Source organism: Myceligenerans indicum, assembly GCF_016742955.1.
In the GTDB taxonomy this organism is placed as follows: domain Bacteria; phylum Actinomycetota; class Actinomycetes; order Actinomycetales; family Cellulomonadaceae; genus Myceligenerans; species Myceligenerans indicum.
Window position 1 is genome coordinate 79,882 of the sequence record NZ_JABBYC010000007.1, and the last position, 16,023, is coordinate 95,904.

The following is a 16,023-nucleotide window of genomic DNA, read 5'->3' on the forward strand; positions in this document are numbered from 1 at the left end:
GGGCGCGTCACGCCGGTCACCGGGGCCGCGGCGCCGCCGGCGGTGGCCCGGCAGGGTGCCGGGCCACCGCCGCGCGTCAGGCGGCGACGAACTCCAGGAGGTCCTTCGTGAACTCCTCCTCGTAGGCGCCGTGCAGGCCGTGCGGGGCTCCCTCGTACACCTTGAGGGTGGCGTCCTTGACGATCTCGGCCGTCTTGAGCGCTGCCGCGGCGATCGGCACGATCTGGTCGTCGTCACCGTGGGCGACGAGGACCGGGACGTCGATCGTCTCCAGGTCCGCGGTGTAGTCGACGGCGGAGAACTGCTCGATGCAGTCGTACGCCGGCGCCAGGCCGGCCTGCATCGACAGCCGCCAGAACTGGTCCCGCGTCCCCTGGGTGACGGTGGAGCCCTCCCGGTTGCCGCCGTAGAACGGCACCGACAGGTCCTGGTAGAACTGCGCGCGGTCGGCCAGCACCCCGGCGCGGATGTCGTCGAACGCCGACAACGGTGTGCCCTCGGGGTTCTCCTCCGTCTGCAGCATCAGCGGCGGGACGGCGCCGAGCAGCACGGCCTTGCGCACGCGTGCCGAACCGTGCCGGCCGAGGTAGTGGGCCACCTCGCCGCCGCCGGTCGAGTGGCCCACCAGGACGACGTCCCGCAGGTCCAGCGCGTCCAGCAGGGTGGCGAGGTCGTCGGCGTAGTGGTCCATGTCGTTGCCGGTGAACGTCTGGGTGGAGCGTCCGTGCCCGCGCCGGTCGTGGGCCACGCCCCGGTACCCGGCGTCGGCCACGGCCTTGAGCTGCCGGTCCCAGGCGTCGGAGTTCAGGGGCCAGCCGTGGCAGAACACGACCGGGCTGCCCGAACCCCAGTCCTTGTAGAAGATGTCGACGTCGTCGGATGTGGTGATGTACGGCATGTCAGAGACCTGCTTCCTTGATCCAGTCGATGGCGATATCGGCGACCTCGGACCAGCCGTGGTCCACGGTGAGCGAGTGCCCGCGGTCGACGAGCTCCACGAGGTCGGTCACCTCGTGGGAGTTTCGGGAGTACAGCTTGTGCGCGGTCCGGGTGAGCGAGGCGGGCACCGTGTGGTCCATGCCGCCGGCCACGAGGAGGAGGGGTCCGCGCTCGGCCGAGAAGTCGACGGCCGCCGGTGAACTCGGCACCAGGTTGGCTGCGGCGTCCTCGAAGAGCGGGCGGCCCGGTGAGGGGACCGTCCAGCGCTCGTACAGCTCGGTGCACTCGGCCTCGTCGAGCTCGTTGCCGAACCCGTAGGCGAACTCCGACGGCGTCAGGCTCACCGCGCCCCGGAAGTTCGCCGGGTTGCGCAGCGCGACGGACGCCACCCGCAGGGACGACGGCGGCAGGACGATGTTGCCGCGGACCGGGGCCGGGTCGACGGCGACCGCGGCGGCGACGTGGCGCTCGGCCAGGAGCCGCTGCACGACCAGCCCGCCGAACGAGTGGCCGACGGCGACGACCGGTTCGTCCAGGGTCGCGACGTGGTCGGCGTAGTGGCGTACCACGTCGTCGATCCCGTACCCCCCGACGCTCTCCGGGTGCGCACGGGTCTCCTCGACGGTGGGCAGGGTTCCGGGCCAGCCGGGCGCATGGGCCTCGTGCCCGGCCGCGGTGAAGTGTTCGATCCAGGGGTCCCAGGACGTGGCGTGCAGCCACAGTCCGTGGACGAAGATGACGGTGCTCATGGGTGCCTTCCGGAAGCGGATGAGGGCGTGATGCCAATCTGCTCCGGAACCGGCCCGCGACGCATCAGTCAGATGACTGCACCTGCACCTGCACCTGCACCTGCACTGCCATGCCATCTGCACCGTCGCGGGCGCGGAGCCCCGGGGCCGCCCGTGGCCCCGTTCGCGCGCTCGGTTCCCGCGGGGCGGCGTGCGACGCAGCCGTCCCCGTCGTCAGTCGCCGACCACGTCGCGCAACTGGGCCCGGCTGGTCACGCCCAGCTGTGGGAACACGCGGTACAAATGGGACGACACCGTGCGAGGCGACAGGAAGAGGCGGTCCGCGATCTCCCGGTTGGTGAGGCCCTGGGCGGCGAGCCGCACGATCTCTCGCTGCTGCGGCGTCAGCCCGGCGAGCGCCTCGTCGGCGGCGGACCCGCGGACGCCCGCGGCGCGCAGCTCCGCGGCCGCCCGGCGCTCCCAGGGTTCGGCTCCGAGACGCCGGAAGGTGTCGTGGGCCGCGATCAGAGGGGGCCGGGAGTCGGCGGAGCGTCTCCGCCGGCGCAGCCAGCTGCCGAGATCCAGTTGCACCCGGGCACGCTCGTACGGCCAGGTGGCGCCCCGGGGATCAGCCAGTGCGGCGGCGAACCGGGACTCCGCCTCGGCGTCCGCGCCCCCGGCGCGTGACGCGCCGGCGACGAGCGCGGCCGCGTGCTCGACCAGGCTCCGCAGACGCGGGGAGCCGTGCCCTGCCCGCTCCCGGAAAGCTGCCGCGACGTCGCGTGCCTCGGAGAACCGGCCGCTGCGCAGCGCCGCGGTGACCACATCGGTCATGCCGAAGAGGGACTGCTGGGGATGCACGGGGTGCCCGGTCTCGTCGACGAGCAGACGCAGGAAGTGATGCGCCCGTTCGTGGTCGCCGGCGGACAGTGCGGCCAGACCGACCGCCCACCGGGCGAGCACGGCAACCGACCGGCTCGCATCCGGGTCCAGGCCGGCCAGGGCGCGGTCGGCCAGCTCCGTGGCGAGCCGGGAGTCACCCCGCAGGGCCGCCAGGCGGGCGAGCTCGGCGTGGCAGACATGCACCACCATCTCCGTGCCGGTGTCCTCGGTCAGCCGGAGGCACTCCGCGTACGTCGCCTCTGCCTCCTGCCACCGGCCGGCATCCCGCAGCGCGGTGCCCAGCGTGCTCAGAGCCAGGGCGTCCGCCGCGCCCAGGGCCGCGCGCCCCTGGCGTTCCAGGAACGTGCGCAGCACGGTCACCGCCAGTTCGGTCCGGTCGATCGTCCAGGCGGCACCGCCGAGCTGGTTGAGCGTCACCTGGTCCAGACCGGACGGGTGGCCTGCGGCGTCCAGCGCTGCCTCGACGGCGCGAACCGAGCCCACCGGGTCGAGCGAGGCGGCCAGCCACACGGCCTGCGGGAGGAGGCCCTCGCCGCCCGGACCGTCGTCGAGTCGGTGACGGTCGAGAACGGCGGGATCGAGGACGGCGGCGCCTGGCGGCGGGTCGAGCGGGACGGGGGTGTCGTACGGGGCAGGGGCGGCCTGGATCCGGGCCAGCAGTTCGGCGCCCCCGAGCGGGGGCTCGCGGTGACCGAGGACCTGGGTGAAGCGCTGGACGACATCCCGTGCGGCCGCGACCTGCTGACGGTGCGCGATGTGCCCGGAGTAGTAGGCGGCCACCGCGGCCGGGGACAGCGCCGACCACGCGAGATCGAGAGCCCCGGTGCGGGCCGCCCGCACCGCGACCGTGGTCAGTGTGGTCACCGCCTCGCCGTGGTGCACGCCCCGGGCCGCCGCCCAGCCCTTGGCCAGGCATGCCTCCAGGGTGAGGCGCAGGTTGTCGGTCAGATCGGCGGCCCGGTCGCTCAGGCGCCCCGCCCAGGTCGCGTCTCCGGCGTAGATCGCTGCCCGTGCGGCCAGCACGTAGCGGCGGGCGGCAGCGTCGTCGTCGGTGGAGAGCCGGGCCGCGTGCTCCAGCATCCGGGCGGTCGCGGACCAGCCGCCGTGTCGCTGCGCGGCGCCCGTGGCGTGTTCGAGCTGGGACGCCATCTCCTCGGACGGGCCCAGCGCCGCCGCGGCGAGGTGCCACGCCCGCCGGTCCGGTCGCGTGGTGAGAGTGCTCGCGAGGGCGCGGTGGGCCCGACGGCGGTCGACGAAGGGCGCGGCGTCGTACAGGGCGGCCGGGGTTCCGGCATCCGACCAGGACAGCGGTACCGGGTCCGTGCCGTCCAGACGGACCAGGCCGGCTCGTTCGGCGGGTGCCCAGTCCGCGTCGGTCGCCTCCGGCAGCCCGGCGAGGAACAGCGGCAGGTCCTCCGGAGCCGCACTCGCCGCGGCGAGCAGGAGGTGCCGGGTCCGCTCCGGCAGGCCGGCGACGACCGTGCGCGGGTCCGGGCCGTCGCCCGTCCCGCGGCTCACGAGGTCCGGGGCGCCGGTCTCCCCGGCTGTCTCGCTCCGGTCGTCACCGCCCGGGCGGGAACCCGGTGACGCAGGGCCGTCGATCGGCGCTGGGACCACGGCGGTTCTCCCTCCAGGTGCAAGGGCGGCCGCCGTCGCCGTGAGGGACCCGGCGGCAGTGTTGCGGACCCCCGAAATCTACACCGCCGAGGGCTGCACCCTGCCCGTCCCGCCCGGCTCGTACCCGGCGTTCGTGACCGTCGCGGACACCGCCCACCGGAAGAGCGTGAGCGAGGAGGGCGAGTGATCGCCCGCTGGGGCGCCGGATGGTCGTGCGCGCGGTGGCGGGTGTGGTCGTTGGCCTGAATCATGGTGAGGTCCCTGCGGGCGCGAGCCCGGGACGGCCCTACCGACGATCGGATCGAAGATGCCTGCATACACGCTGCCGGACCTGCCCTACGACTACTCCGCCCTGGAACCCCACATCAGCGGTCGCATCATGGAACTGCACCACGACAAGCACCACGCGGCGTACGTGGCGGGGGCGAACGGCGCCCTGGAGGCCCTGGCCGGGGCCCGGGCGTCCGGCGACCTCGGGGCCGTCAACCTCTACGAGAAGAACCTGGCGTTCAACCTCGGCGGCCACGTCAACCACACGATCTTCTGGAACAACCTGTCCCCGGACGGGGGTGGCGAGCCCGAGGGCGAGCTGGCGGCCGCGATCACCGAGTACTTCGCCTCGTTCGACGCCTTCAAGGCGCACTTCGCCGCCGTGGCCACGGGCATCCAGGGCTCGGGCTGGTCGGTGCTCGCGTGGGACGTGGTGGGGGAGCGGCTCTCGGTGTTCCAGCTGTTCGACCAGCAGGCGAACCTGCCGGCGGGGACCGTTCCGCTGCTGATGCTCGACATGTGGGAGCACGCGTTCTACCTGGACTACCTGAACGTGAAGGCGGACTACGTCAAGGCGTTCTGGAACCTGGCGAACTGGGCGGACGTCGCGGCGCGGCTGGAGCGCGCCCGGTCCGCGACCAGCGGGCTGCTGACACCGGGGGCGTGAAGGCCCCACGGCGGGGTGCCCGCCGAGAGGCCGGCGTGCGTCCCACGGCCCGGCCTGGCACGGCAGACCGGAGCAGGTCGCGGCCGGTGTCCGCCACGGCCGGGGCTGCGGGCCCCCGCGCGCGGGGCGGGGTACCGGGATGTATCGTCCCAGACAGCTGCAACGTCTCACCGTGTCATCACCGGTGTGCACGTCATCGACCGCAGGCACAACGCGCCTGACCAGCCATTACGTCGCTGGGAGCATGCATGGCACACCTTGAGACGGAGGCGCCGGCAGGAGGGGCCGCGACACGGGTCACACTGCTGACCCTCACGGCGATGGTCGTCGGCTCCATGGTCGGGGCCGGGGTCTTCTCCCTGCCGAGCAGGTTCTCGCAGGAGACCGGGGTCGCGGGCGCTCTCATCGCCTGGGCGGTGGCCGGGACGGGCATGCTCATGCTCGCGTTCGTGTTCCAGCGGCTCGCGATCCGCAAGCCCGAGCTCGATGCCGGGGTCTACGCCTACGCCAAGGCGGGGTTCGGGGAGTACACGGGGTTCTTCTCCGCCGCGGGCTACTGGGCCAGCGCGTGCGTCGGCAACGTCACCTACTGGGTGCTCATCATGTCGACGCTGGGGCAGTGGGTGCCGGCGCTCGGCGCGGGGGACACCGTGCTCGCCATCGTGCTCTCGACGGTGGGGCTGTGGCTGTTCTTCCTGCTGGTGCGGCGCGGAGTCAAGGAGGCGACGGCGATCAACCGGATCGTGACGGTCGCCAAGGTCATTCCGATCATCGTCTTCGTCCTGCTCGCGCTGTTCGTCTTCGACCCGGCCGCCTTCGCCGAGAACTGGGGCGGAGCCGACTATGCGGGCTCCCTGTTCTCGCAGGTGCGCGGCACCATGCTGGTGACGGTCTTCGTGTTCCTCGGGGTCGAGGGAGCCAGTGTCTACTCGCGGCACGCCCGCCGCCGGGAGGACGTGGGCCGGGCGACGATCCTCGGGTTCGTGAGCGTGCTGGCGGTGTTCGCGTCCGTGACGATCGTGTCCTACGGCATCCTTCCGATGAGCGAGCTCGCCGAGCTGCACCAGCCGTCGATGGCGGGCGTGCTGGAGGCCGCCGTCGGCGAGTGGGGCACCGTGTTCGTCTCGGTCGGCCTGATCGTCTCCGTGCTCGGCGCCTACCTGGCGTGGACGCTCATGGCGGCCGAGGTGCTGTACGTCGCCGCCAAGGACCGCGACATGCCTCGCTTCCTCGCCCGCCTGACGGATCGGGACGTGCCGGTCAACGCGCTGCTGCTGAGCACGTCGCTGTCGATGGTGGTGCTGGTGCTGACGTACTTCTCGGAGGACGCCTTCGACTTCGCGCTCGACATGACCGCGGTGATGACCCTCATCCCGTTCCTGCTCGCGACGCTCTACGCGCTCAAGCTCCGCGTGACGGGCGAGACCTACGCAGGGGCGCGGGCCGCGACCCTGCGCGGAGACCTGCTGGTGGCGGTGGTCGCCACCGTCTACACGGCCTTCCTGGTCTTCGCCGCCGGCCTCTCGCTCGTGCTGGTCTCCTTCCTCTTCTACGCCCCGGCGACGATCCTCTTCCGCATGACACGTCGCGAACAGGGGCGCCGTGTCTTCGCGCCCATGGAGCTGGCCATGTTCGTGGTGGTGCTGGCCATCGCCGTGGTCGCCGTCGTCGGGCTCGCCGCCGGACGGATCTCGATCTAGCTCGTCTCCTGTCGACCATGCCAGCCGAGGAAGGATCCCCTCATGACCACCACACAGCCTGCTCCGGTCCATGGCGTCCACTCGGAGGTGGGCCGCCTGCGCAAGGTGCTGGTGTGCGCACCCGGCCTGGCCCACGAACGGCTCACCCCGACCAATTCCGACAGCCTGCTGTTCGACGACGTCATGTGGGTGGAGTCGGCGCAGCGGGACCACCTGGACTTCGTCAACAAGCTGACCAACCGCGGGGTGGAGGTCGTCGAGCTGCACGAGCTGCTCGCCCAGACCATGGCGATCCCCGAGGCACGTTCCTGGCTGCTGGACCGCAAGATCGTGCCCAACCTGGTCGGGCTGGGCCTCGTCGAGGGGGCGCGAGCCTACCTGGACACGTTGACGCCGAGCGAGCTGGCCCGCTTCCTCATCGGCGGGTTGTCCACCGCGGATCTGCCCCAGGACTACCGCACCGGATACGCGGCCCTGGCGCGCGAGTCGCCCGACGCCCGCGAGTACCTCCTGGCGCCGCTGCCCAACACCCTGTACACGCGCGACACGACGTGCTGGGTCTACGGCGGGCTCACGCTCAACCCGCTGTACTGGCCGGCCCGCACGGAGGAGACGCTGCTGATGAAGGCGATCTACTCCTTCCATCCCGACTACCGGACCTCGACCGTGTGGTGGGGCGACCCGGAGCAGGACTGGGGGCAGGCCTCGCTGGAGGGCGGCGACGTCATGCCCATCGGCAGGGGAGCCGTCCTGGTCGGTATGAGCGAGCGCACGTCGCGGCAGGCCATCACCCAGTTCGCCAAGGCCCTGTTCGACGCCGGTGCCGCGCAGCAGGTGGTCGTCGCCGGGATGCCGAAGCTGCGAGCGGCCATGCACCTCGACACCGTGTTCACGTTCGCCGACGTCGACCTCGTCACGGTCCACCCGACGATCGTCGACGGTATCCACCCCTACGTGCTGCGCCCCAGCGACAAGGCTCCGGGGATCGAGGTGACCGACGACGGCGGCACCCCCTTCGTGGACGTGGTGGCGCGCGCGATGGGGCTGCCGTCCCTGCGCGTGGTGGAGACCGCGGGCGACGCCTACGCCTCGGAGCGCCAGCAGTGGGACTCCGGCAACAACGCCGTCGCCCTCGAACCCGGCGTGGTGTTCACCTACGACCGCAACACGATGACGAACGCGGCCCTGCGCCGCGCCGGGGTCGAGGTCATCACCATCGTCGGCGCCGAGCTCGGCCGCGGGCGGGGCGGGGGACATTGCATGACCTGCCCGATCACGCGGGACGCGATCGACTGAGGCGGGCCATGGCCCCGCGCGGCGCTCAGGAGCGCTCGTCCTGCGCGTCCAGGGCTCGGGCGGCGAGGGTGAGGCGTAGGGCGATCTCGGCGTTCGTCTCGACCTGCTCGTAGCCGTCGGCACCGAGACGCACGATGACCACGCCGGTCTCCGGGGCGACCACCATCACCTGACCGAAGCGGCCCAGGGCGGCCGTCGTGCCGTCCGCCTCGTCGAGGCCCCACCATCCGCCCCGGTAGGAGAACCGGGCAACCTGCCAGTCCACGACGGGCGGGGTCTCCTTGACGGTCAGCGCGGAGGCCACCGTGTCCCGTGGGACGACCTGCCGTCCGTCCACCCGGCCGCCGTCCAGGAGGAGCTGACCCACCCGGGCCAGGTCCCGTGCGGTGAGCACCGCACCGCTCTCGTGCCAGGGAAAGCCTTCGCCGTCGACCAGCCAGCGCGCCTCGTGCTCGGCGCCGAGCTCGTCCCAGAAGGCGGGGAGGGCGTGGGCGTCCAGCGTCTCCCCGGTCGCGCGCTCGTACGCGAGCCCCAGCAGGTTCGGTGCGTAGTCGTTGTACACGAAGCTGCCCGGCGGCGCCTCGATCTGCGTCCGCGTCAGCACGGTGGAACGCAGGTCGCTCGCGTAGTAGACACGGGCGGCGTCCTGGTCGAGCCAGGGGAATCCCGCCTCGGCGTCGAACGCGACCCCGGAGCGCATGTCGAGCAGGTCCCGCAGCGTGACGGCGGTGAAGCGGGCGTCCCGCTCGGCGAGCTCGGGGACGTAGGTGGTGATCGCCTCGTCCAGGTCGATCACGCCCTCCGCCTCGGCGCGAGCCAGCAGGAGGGCCAGCAGCGACTTGCTGACGGAGAAGGCAGGGAGCGGGTCGTCGGGCGTGACGCCGTCGGCGTACCACTCGCAGATGACCTCTCCGTCGCGCACCACGACCAGCGCTCTCGCCCCGCCCGCGCGCAGGTGGAGGTCGGCGTTCCCGTCCGTGCCGAGCGCGGCCTCGACGTCCCGGCAGTCCGGATTCTCGGGCCATGCCCGTGGGCCGGAGGAGGCGGGGACCGTCACCGCGTGCTTCCACAGCACGTCGTCCGTCCCCGCGTCGCCGTGGGTCAGGACCCGGCCGGCGTACGCGAGGTCGCCGTCGCTCAGGGCCGTGGCCGCCGCGAGGAGGCCCAGGGCGAGGACCGTCACGGCCAGGACGCCGCCCAGAACGGTACGACGGCGGGGCCCGTGTGTGCTCATGCGATCACTGTAGGGAGCATTTCCGGGCGGTACGGGAAAACCGCCGGCCGGCTCAGCCGCGCGCCGGCTGGAGTTCGTCCAGGTCCCGCAGGTGCCGGATCGGGCTGCGCCAGATGATGACCGGTGCGAGGAGCATGACGAACGCGGAGGCGACGAGGACGGTGCGTGTCCCGGCCAGTCCGGCCGCCGCGCCTGCGACCAGCCCGCCGAGGGGAATCGCACCCCAGGACACGAAGCGCACCGTCGCCATCACGCGCGACAGCAGCTCGGGCGGGCTGGCGACCTGCCGGTAGGTGCGGGTCACCACGCTGCCGGGGACGACGGTCGCGGCGAACAGCAGGTTGCCCAGGGCGAAGCACACCCAGCCGAGGTATCCCACGCCGGCGGGGATCAGCAGAGCCGCGAGGAACCCGGCCACGCCGTCGTACAGCACGATCCGCGCCGAACCGAAGCGCCGCACCAGCCACGGTGTCACGGCCGCGGCGGCCAGCGCCCCGGCGCCCTCGACGGCCAGCAGCACCCCGACCAGCGCGGGAGGCGTGTCGAGCTCCCGGACGAGGTAGACCGTGAACAGGGCGAGCTGGGCACCGCACACCGCGTTCGTCACGAAGGCCCACCAGGTCGCCGGGGCCATCACGGGGTGGTGCATGACGAACCGGAACCCGTCGGCGATCTGCGATCGCATCGAGGCGGGGAGATCGCCCGCGGGCCGGCGTCGCTCGGGGAGGCGGTGCAGCAGCGCGGCGGAGGCGAGGTAGGAGACGGCGTCGGCCAACAGGGCACCCGCGGCTCCCGCGACCTGCACGAGGAGGCCGCCGAGCGAGGGGCCGCCGAGCTGGCTCGCGGCATGAGTGCCGGAGATCAAGGAGTTGCGGGCCGTGAGTTCTTCCCGGGGGACCACCGAGGGCAGGAACGTGGTGTTCGCGGCGAAGAACAGCACCTCGGCGGCGTTGAGGACCAGCGCCACCAGGACGAGGTGCCAGAAGGTCAGGTGCCCGGCCCAGGCGGCGAGCGGCACGCTGAGCAGGACCGCGGCCCGGACCAGGTCGCACGCCACCTGCACGGCTCGCAGCGGCAGGCGGTGCACGATCGCGCCGGCCGGCAGGCCCAGCACGATCCACGCGACGTACGACGCCGCGGCGAGCACGCCGGTCCGCAGCGGGCCGGCGCCCAGGACGGTCACCGCCACCAGCGGCATCGCGACGACGGTGACCGCGCTGCCCAGGTTGCTCGTGGCGGTCGCGGACCAGTAGAGCCAGAACGGGCGGGAGCCGAGCCGGTCCTGGGTGATGTCGTCCCGGGTGCTTCCGGTGGGGCCGGTGGCCCGTCCTGATGCGCGCATCCTGTCCTCCTCGATGTGAGTTCCAATTTGGAACTGACTGCCGGAAGTGTGACAGGATCGCCAGGGCATGGGCAAGCCGTGCCGAGGACGGCGCCCGGAGAGGAAGCCTTCGTGAGACGTGAGGACCTGGCCGACGCCGACTGCGGCATCGCGCAGACTCTCGGCGTGGTCGGCGACTGGCAGAGCCTGCTGGTGCTGCGCGAGGCCGCCGCCGGCGTCACCCGGTTCGAGGGATTCGACCGGGCGCTCGGGTTCAGCCGCCGGGCGCTGACCGAGCGCCTCGGCGCGCTGGTGGAGCACGGGATCCTGCGCAAGGAGGCCTACTCGGACCGTCCGCCGCGCTACGACTACGTCCTCACCCCGCGCGGCGAGTCCCTGCTTCCCGTCCTGGTCGCGCTCCAGGAGTGGGGGACGCAGCACCTGCTCGGTGACGGGGAGACCAGCGGCGCACCGGGCGACGCCGAACTCCGTCGCGTCAGCGGTCTGCTCGGGACGACACCACCCGACGTCGTCCTCGCCACCCAGGACGGCGCCACTGTGCACCTGCAAGACCCGGACCTGTGGACGGTCGCCTTCTTCTTCCCCGGCGCCTACGCGCCCGAGTCGCACTCCTACCCGCCCGGCTGGTCGGCGGTACCGGGCGCGCGGGGCTGCACCCTGGAATGCCGCTCCTACGCGACCCGGCACCAGGCGCTGCGCGATGCCGGGGCGCGGGTGCTCGGAATCAGCACGCAGCACCCCGAACAGCTCGCGGCGTTCAGCGCCTTCGCCGGGCTGCCGTACACGCTGGCGTCGGACCAGGACGGACGCGCGGCATCCGCGCTGCGGCTCCCGGTCTTCCGCGCCGGCGGATCGGACCGGCTCAAGCGGGTCACCCTCCTGCTCGACCCGGCCGGAACGGTCCGCCACGTCCAGGCTCCGGTGACCGACCCGGCCGGGGCCGTCGACGAGATGCTGGACGTGGTGTCGGCGGCGAGCGCGCGGACGCGCTGAGGAGGCGCGTGCCAGCATGTGTCACATCCTGCCTCGCGGTGGCCGCTCAATCGGATCCCGTCGGCATCCCGCAGGACCACCAGCCCCCGTCCAGCCGAACGGGGTCGGTGCAGGGCATGCCGTGCATGTCCAGGTGGGGCGTGCGGTGGGGCGAGTAGATGTAGCCCCCGGCGTCGTCGACCAGACGGGCCCACTGCGGAACGAAGATCGTCACCGTGTCCGGGTCGTCGGTCGCGTGGTGCACGTCGACGGAGCCGGTCACGGCGACGAACTCCAGGGTCGGGGGGAGCTCGGCGTACATCCCGTCGAGGTCACCGCGCGCGGCGAGCTCGACGACGTCGTCGAGGGCGGGACGCAGCGTCTGGAAGCCCTGCCGTGCGTCGTCGTGCGACAGGCCTGCTCTTCCCGGCAGCCCACCGGTGTCGGGCGGTTCAGCCGGCGGTGAGCGGCGCCTCCTGCTCGATCCGGGCGTCGAGCATGCGGACGGTCGCGTCGACCGTGGCCAGCGTCGCGGCGTCGTGCGAGACGAGCAGGGTCGCCGCGCCGGTCTCCCGCGCCAGGCCCGTCAGCAGCTCCACCACCTGGGTGCCGCGCTCGTGGTCCAGCGCCGACGTCGGCTCGTCCACCAGCAGGACCTGCGGCTCGCCGGCCAGCGCCCGCGCGATCGCGACGCGCTGGCGCTGCCCGCCGGAAAGCTGCGCGGGCCGCTTGGCGTGGTGGTCGGCCACGCCCACGGCGTCGAGCAGTTCCATGGCACGTGCGCGCAGGCTCGCCGGGCGGCGTCCGCGCAGGTGTGCCTGGAGCTCGAGCTGCTCCAGCGCGGTGAGGGAGCCCAGGAGCTGGGGCGACTGGAACACCATGCCGATGCGCTCAAGGCGCACCCGGGTGGCTTCTGCCACCGTCGTGGCGGGGGTGAACACGATCTCGCCGCCGATCCGCACCGTCCCGCTGCTCGGCCGGGTCAGTCCGGCGGCCACGGCCAGCAGGCTGGACTTGCCGGCCCCTGACGGGCCCAGCAGAGCGGTGGTCGTCCCTGCGGGCACGGCGAGGCCGACGTCGTTCACCGCGGTGAGGGTGGTGTCGCCGTCGGGGTAGGTGAGGGTGATGTTCTCCAGGTGCAGGTCCACCGGGTTCTCCTTCGGGGATCGTGGGTGTGGGGGTCGGGCTGGTCAGCGTGCGGCGAGCGCCGCGTGCGGGTCGACGCGCGTGATGCGGGCCACGGCCACACCGGCGCCGATCAGGCCGAGCAGGATCAGGGTCGCGGCCGGGGTGAGCGTCGTGGCCGTGGTGACGACGACCGGCACGGCGGCCGGCAGCAGGGAGGCGCCGGCGACCGTGAGACCGGTGCCGATCGCGACGCCTCCGGTCAGCAGCACCACGGCCTGGCCGAGCGCGTCGCGCAGGAGGTAGCCGGTGGACCCGCCGAGCGCCTTGAGGACGGCGATGTCGCCGGTGCGGCCGATGGTCCAGACGGTGAAGAACGCGCCGACCACCAGCGCGGAGATGGCGAGCAGGAAGGCCTGCATGATCGTCAGGGAGGTGTTCTCCCCGGCGAAGGACGGAACCGCCGATCGTGCCTGGGAGGTCGTGACGGTCGTGGTGCCGAGGTCGTCGTCGGCCGCGGCCAGGTCGGCGTCGTCGGCTCCTGACGTGGTCAGTGCGACGACCGTCGCGACCGGGCCCTCGGACGGGTCGGCGAGGCCGCGCGCCCCGACGGCCTGCCAGTCCTCCAGCGCCATCCACACCACCGGCGTGTGGGAGAGCGACTGGTCGGCGTCCACCGTCGCCGCGACGGTCAGCTCGTCGCCGCCGAGGGTCACCGTGTCGTCGGTGGTCACACCGAGCGCGTCGGCGGCGCCGGGGGTGAGCACGACCGTTCCGGGGCGGACGTCGCCCGCGTCCGACGGCACCAGGGCGCTGCCCTGCGCGACGCCGAACGCCGTGACCGAGGTGGTGGTGCTGTCCGACTCGGCGCGGGTGGTGGCCACGCCGAGCGGGTCGGCGGACACGACGCCCGGGATGCGTGCCCAGTCGTCCCACTGGCCGGAGGTGACGCGGGACGCGGTGAACCCTGGTGCCTCGTCGCCGGAGGGCATGGAGAACGCGACGTGGTCGGCCGGCAGGTCCGTCAGGGCCGACGTCGAGTCGCGCGCCAGGCCTGCCGTGAGGGATGCCAGGAAGGTCACGAGGAACGTGATCAGCACGATCACCACGGACATCAGGACGAAGCGGCCACGGGCATGGGTCAGATCGCGCAGGGCGACGAACACGAGGTACCTCCATACGGGGCGGAGCTGGATCGCTGGTCGGATCCGTTGCCGGACGTGTTCCAGCCTCCGCCTCGACGGGCCCGGGATCATCGGGACGCGGAGTGATCCCGCGACGCCGAAGGATGGGGCCGCGGATCATCCGTTCGGACGATGCGCGCGTTGTGAGGCTGGCTATCGTGGACGGGTGATCCGCCGCCACCCCGTCCCCTCGGCGACGCACGGGCTCATCGTGGGGCTCGACCTGCTGCTGGCGACGCTGGTGGTGGTCGCCGTCGTCCAGGCTCCGCCCGAGACCGCGCTGAGCGCGCTGCTCGTGGGCGGGGTGCTGCTCGCGATCTACGTGTGGGGGCGTGCCGTGGTGCGCACGCACGAGGGGCTCGTCGACATCCCCCGGGGCGCGTGGTGGCCCGACGCCGCCTGGATCGGCGCGCTCATGGTCAGCTGGGTGCTGCTGCTGGGGCTGTCCCCGGCGGCGCTGTGGATCGCGTTCCCCTTCATGCTCCTGCAGATGCACGTGCTCGGGCCGCATCGCGGCGTCCTGCTGGTCGCCCTGACCACGGTCGTGACGGTCGCCGACGGCCTGCTGACCCAGGCCGGGACCGGTGAGCGGTGGACGGGCTACGTGCTCGGTCCCGTGCTCGGGGCGGGGGTGGCCGTGGCCGTGGTGCTCGGCATCGAGGCGTTCCTCCGGGAGTCGCAGGACCGGCAGCGCACCGTGGACGAGCTGACCCAGGCCCGCCTCCATCTCGCGCAGGCCGAGCGTGAGCGGGCCGTCACCGACGAGCGGGCGCGCCTGGCCCGCGACATCCACGACACCCTGGCGCAGTCCCTGTCGGCGATCGAACTCCTGCTGCGTGCCGCCGAGGACGCCGTCGGGGTCGACGAGCCCAAGGCGCACGAGCTGCTGGGGCAGGCGCGATCCGCCGCGCGCGACAGCCTCGCCGAGGCCCGGCGGGTGGTGCAGGACCTCACCCCGGCCGACCTGGAACGCACGACCCTGCTGGGAGCGGTGCGGCGTGTCGCCGACCGGCTGAGCGGCCCGCGGCCCGGCAACGACCGGCCGTCCGCGCCCCTGGCGATCACCGTGCACACCAGCGGTACCCCGCGTCCCCTGCCTGTCCCCCTGGAGACCGCCCTGCTGCGCATCGCCCAGTCCGCTCTCGCCAACGTCGCCGAGCACGCCGCCGCCGCTCGCGCCCGGGTCACCCTGACCTACGAGGCCGACAGCATCACCCTTGACGTCGTCGACGACGGCACCGGCTTCGACCCCGCGGCGCCGGGAACCGGCCGCACCGGCGGGCGCGGGTTCGGCATCCCCGCCATCCGCTCACGCGTGCAGGAGCTCGGCGGGACGTTCGCGCTGGAGACCAGCCTCGGCGGTGGGACGGCACTGGCCGTCACGCTGCCGGTCCGGGCGGAGGACGAGCGATGATCGACGTCGTCCTCGCCGACGACCACCCGGTGGTCCGTGCCGGGCTGCGCGCCGTCATCGACGGCCAGCCCGACATGCGGGTCGTGCACGAGACCCCGACGGCCGAGGACCTCCTGCGCTGGCTCGACGACGGCGGCCGGGCGGACGTCATCCTCCTCGACCTGCGCTTCGGCGAGGCGCGGATGGGCGGCGCGGAGGCCACCGGGACCATCGTCCGGCGGCACGGTACGCCCGTGCTCGTGGTCACGACCTACGGCACCGACGCCGACATCCTGGCCGCCGTCGAGGCCGGCGCCACCGGCTACCTCCTCAAGGACGCCCCCACCGAGGAGCTCGCCCGCGCCATCCGCTCCGCCGCGGCGGGCGAGGTCGCACTCGGCGCCGACGTCCAGCGCCGGCTGCTCGGGCGCATGCGGGCGCCCGCGGTGACGCTCAGCGCACGCGAGCTGGAGGTCCTGCGCCTCGTCGCGGCCGGGCGCTCCAACGACGCGGTCGCCCGCGAGCTCTTCCTCTCCGTGGCCACCGTGAAGTCGCACCTGGCGCACATCAACACCAAGCTCGGCACGCAGTCGCGCACCGAGGCCGCCGCCAGAGCCCGCGACCGCGGCATGCTCTGACCGCGTGACACGATC

The 16,023-nt window shown here is 73.0% G+C and carries 15 protein-coding genes; 7 read left to right on the forward strand and 8 right to left on the reverse strand.

Features of this window, described 5'->3' with window-relative positions; genetic code table 11:
• Window positions 1-76 precede the first annotated feature (76 nt).
• From HGK34_RS06745 to HGK34_RS23485, 3 genes are all read right to left on the reverse strand, one after another.
• Window positions 77-898 (reverse strand): alpha/beta fold hydrolase, encoded by an 822-nt coding sequence (locus HGK34_RS06745; RefSeq protein WP_201845819.1) that lies wholly within the window; start codon window positions 896-898, stop codon window positions 77-79.
• Window position 899: 1 nt separating this feature from the next.
• Window positions 900-1,688: an alpha/beta hydrolase gene (locus HGK34_RS06750; protein ID WP_201845820.1), complete on the reverse strand. Its 789-nt coding sequence runs from the start codon at window positions 1,686-1,688 to the stop codon at window positions 900-902.
• A 213-nt stretch (window positions 1,689-1,901) separates the two neighbouring features.
• Window positions 1,902-4,187: a LuxR family transcriptional regulator gene (locus HGK34_RS23485; RefSeq protein ID WP_201845821.1), complete on the reverse strand. Its 2,286-nt coding sequence runs from the start codon at window positions 4,185-4,187 to the stop codon at window positions 1,902-1,904.
• 61 nt (window positions 4,188-4,248) lie between these two features.
• Here HGK34_RS23485 and HGK34_RS23165 point away from each other — a divergent pair, with 61 nt between their 5' ends.
• The 4 genes from HGK34_RS23165 (at window position 4,249) to HGK34_RS06770 (ending at window position 8,120) form a co-directional block, all read left to right on the forward strand.
• The gene (locus HGK34_RS23165; protein WP_280517859.1) at window positions 4,249-4,374 is read left to right on the forward strand and encodes a hypothetical protein; all 126 of its coding nucleotides are present in this window, start codon (window positions 4,249-4,251) and stop codon (window positions 4,372-4,374) included.
• Between the two features lie 120 nt (window positions 4,375-4,494).
• A complete protein-coding gene (locus tag HGK34_RS06760) occupies window positions 4,495-5,124 on the forward strand; it encodes a superoxide dismutase (RefSeq protein ID WP_201845822.1) in 630 nt (209 codons plus the stop codon).
• Between the two features lie 248 nt (window positions 5,125-5,372).
• Window positions 5,373-6,824: a basic amino acid/polyamine antiporter gene (locus HGK34_RS06765; RefSeq protein WP_201845823.1), complete on the forward strand. Its 1,452-nt coding sequence runs from the start codon at window positions 5,373-5,375 to the stop codon at window positions 6,822-6,824.
• A 42-nt stretch (window positions 6,825-6,866) separates the two neighbouring features.
• Window positions 6,867-8,120, forward strand: coding sequence for an arginine deiminase (locus HGK34_RS06770; RefSeq protein WP_201845824.1), 1,254 nt, complete (start codon window positions 6,867-6,869; stop codon window positions 8,118-8,120).
• Window positions 8,121-8,145: 25 nt separating this feature from the next.
• On the opposite strand, the gene HGK34_RS06775 is transcribed toward HGK34_RS06770, so the two are convergent.
• Window positions 8,146-9,354 (reverse strand): serine hydrolase domain-containing protein, encoded by a 1,209-nt coding sequence (locus HGK34_RS06775; protein WP_201845825.1) that lies wholly within the window; start codon window positions 9,352-9,354, stop codon window positions 8,146-8,148.
• A 52-nt stretch (window positions 9,355-9,406) separates the two neighbouring features.
• Window positions 9,407-10,696, reverse strand: coding sequence for an MFS transporter (locus HGK34_RS06780; RefSeq protein WP_201845826.1), 1,290 nt, complete (start codon window positions 10,694-10,696; stop codon window positions 9,407-9,409).
• Window positions 10,697-10,807: 111 nt separating this feature from the next.
• On the opposite strand from HGK34_RS06780, the gene HGK34_RS06785 reads away from it, so the two are divergent.
• Window positions 10,808-11,689, forward strand: a complete 882-nt coding sequence (locus HGK34_RS06785; RefSeq protein WP_201845827.1) for a winged helix-turn-helix transcriptional regulator — start codon at window positions 10,808-10,810, stop codon at window positions 11,687-11,689.
• 46 nt (window positions 11,690-11,735) lie between these two features.
• Here the strand turns inward: HGK34_RS06785 and HGK34_RS06790 are convergent, their stop codons facing one another.
• The 3 genes from HGK34_RS06790 to HGK34_RS06800 all read right to left on the reverse strand — a co-directional run bounded on the left by HGK34_RS06790 (window position 11,736) and on the right by HGK34_RS06800 (window position 13,959).
• Window positions 11,736-11,990, reverse strand: a complete 255-nt coding sequence (locus HGK34_RS06790) for a hypothetical protein (protein ID WP_201845828.1) — start codon at window positions 11,988-11,990, stop codon at window positions 11,736-11,738.
• Window positions 11,991-12,120: 130 nt separating this feature from the next.
• Window positions 12,121-12,816, reverse strand: a complete 696-nt coding sequence (locus HGK34_RS06795) for an ABC transporter ATP-binding protein (RefSeq protein ID WP_201845829.1) — start codon at window positions 12,814-12,816, stop codon at window positions 12,121-12,123.
• A gap of 42 nt (window positions 12,817-12,858) precedes the next feature.
• Window positions 12,859-13,959 (reverse strand): ABC transporter permease, encoded by a 1,101-nt coding sequence (locus HGK34_RS06800; protein ID WP_201845830.1) that lies wholly within the window; start codon window positions 13,957-13,959, stop codon window positions 12,859-12,861.
• A 184-nt stretch (window positions 13,960-14,143) separates the two neighbouring features.
• Here HGK34_RS06800 and HGK34_RS06805 point away from each other — a divergent pair, with 184 nt between their 5' ends.
• Window positions 14,144-15,391 carry a sensor histidine kinase gene (locus tag HGK34_RS06805; RefSeq protein ID WP_307815831.1) on the forward strand — a complete coding sequence of 416 codons (1,248 nt, stop codon included), beginning with the start codon at window positions 14,144-14,146 and terminating at the stop codon, window positions 15,389-15,391.
• Window positions 15,388-16,008: a response regulator gene (locus tag HGK34_RS06810; protein ID WP_201845831.1), complete on the forward strand. Its 621-nt coding sequence runs from the start codon at window positions 15,388-15,390 to the stop codon at window positions 16,006-16,008. The genes HGK34_RS06805 and HGK34_RS06810 overlap by 4 nt, the downstream gene beginning before the upstream one ends.
• The last annotated feature ends 15 nt before the right edge of the window (window positions 16,009-16,023 follow it).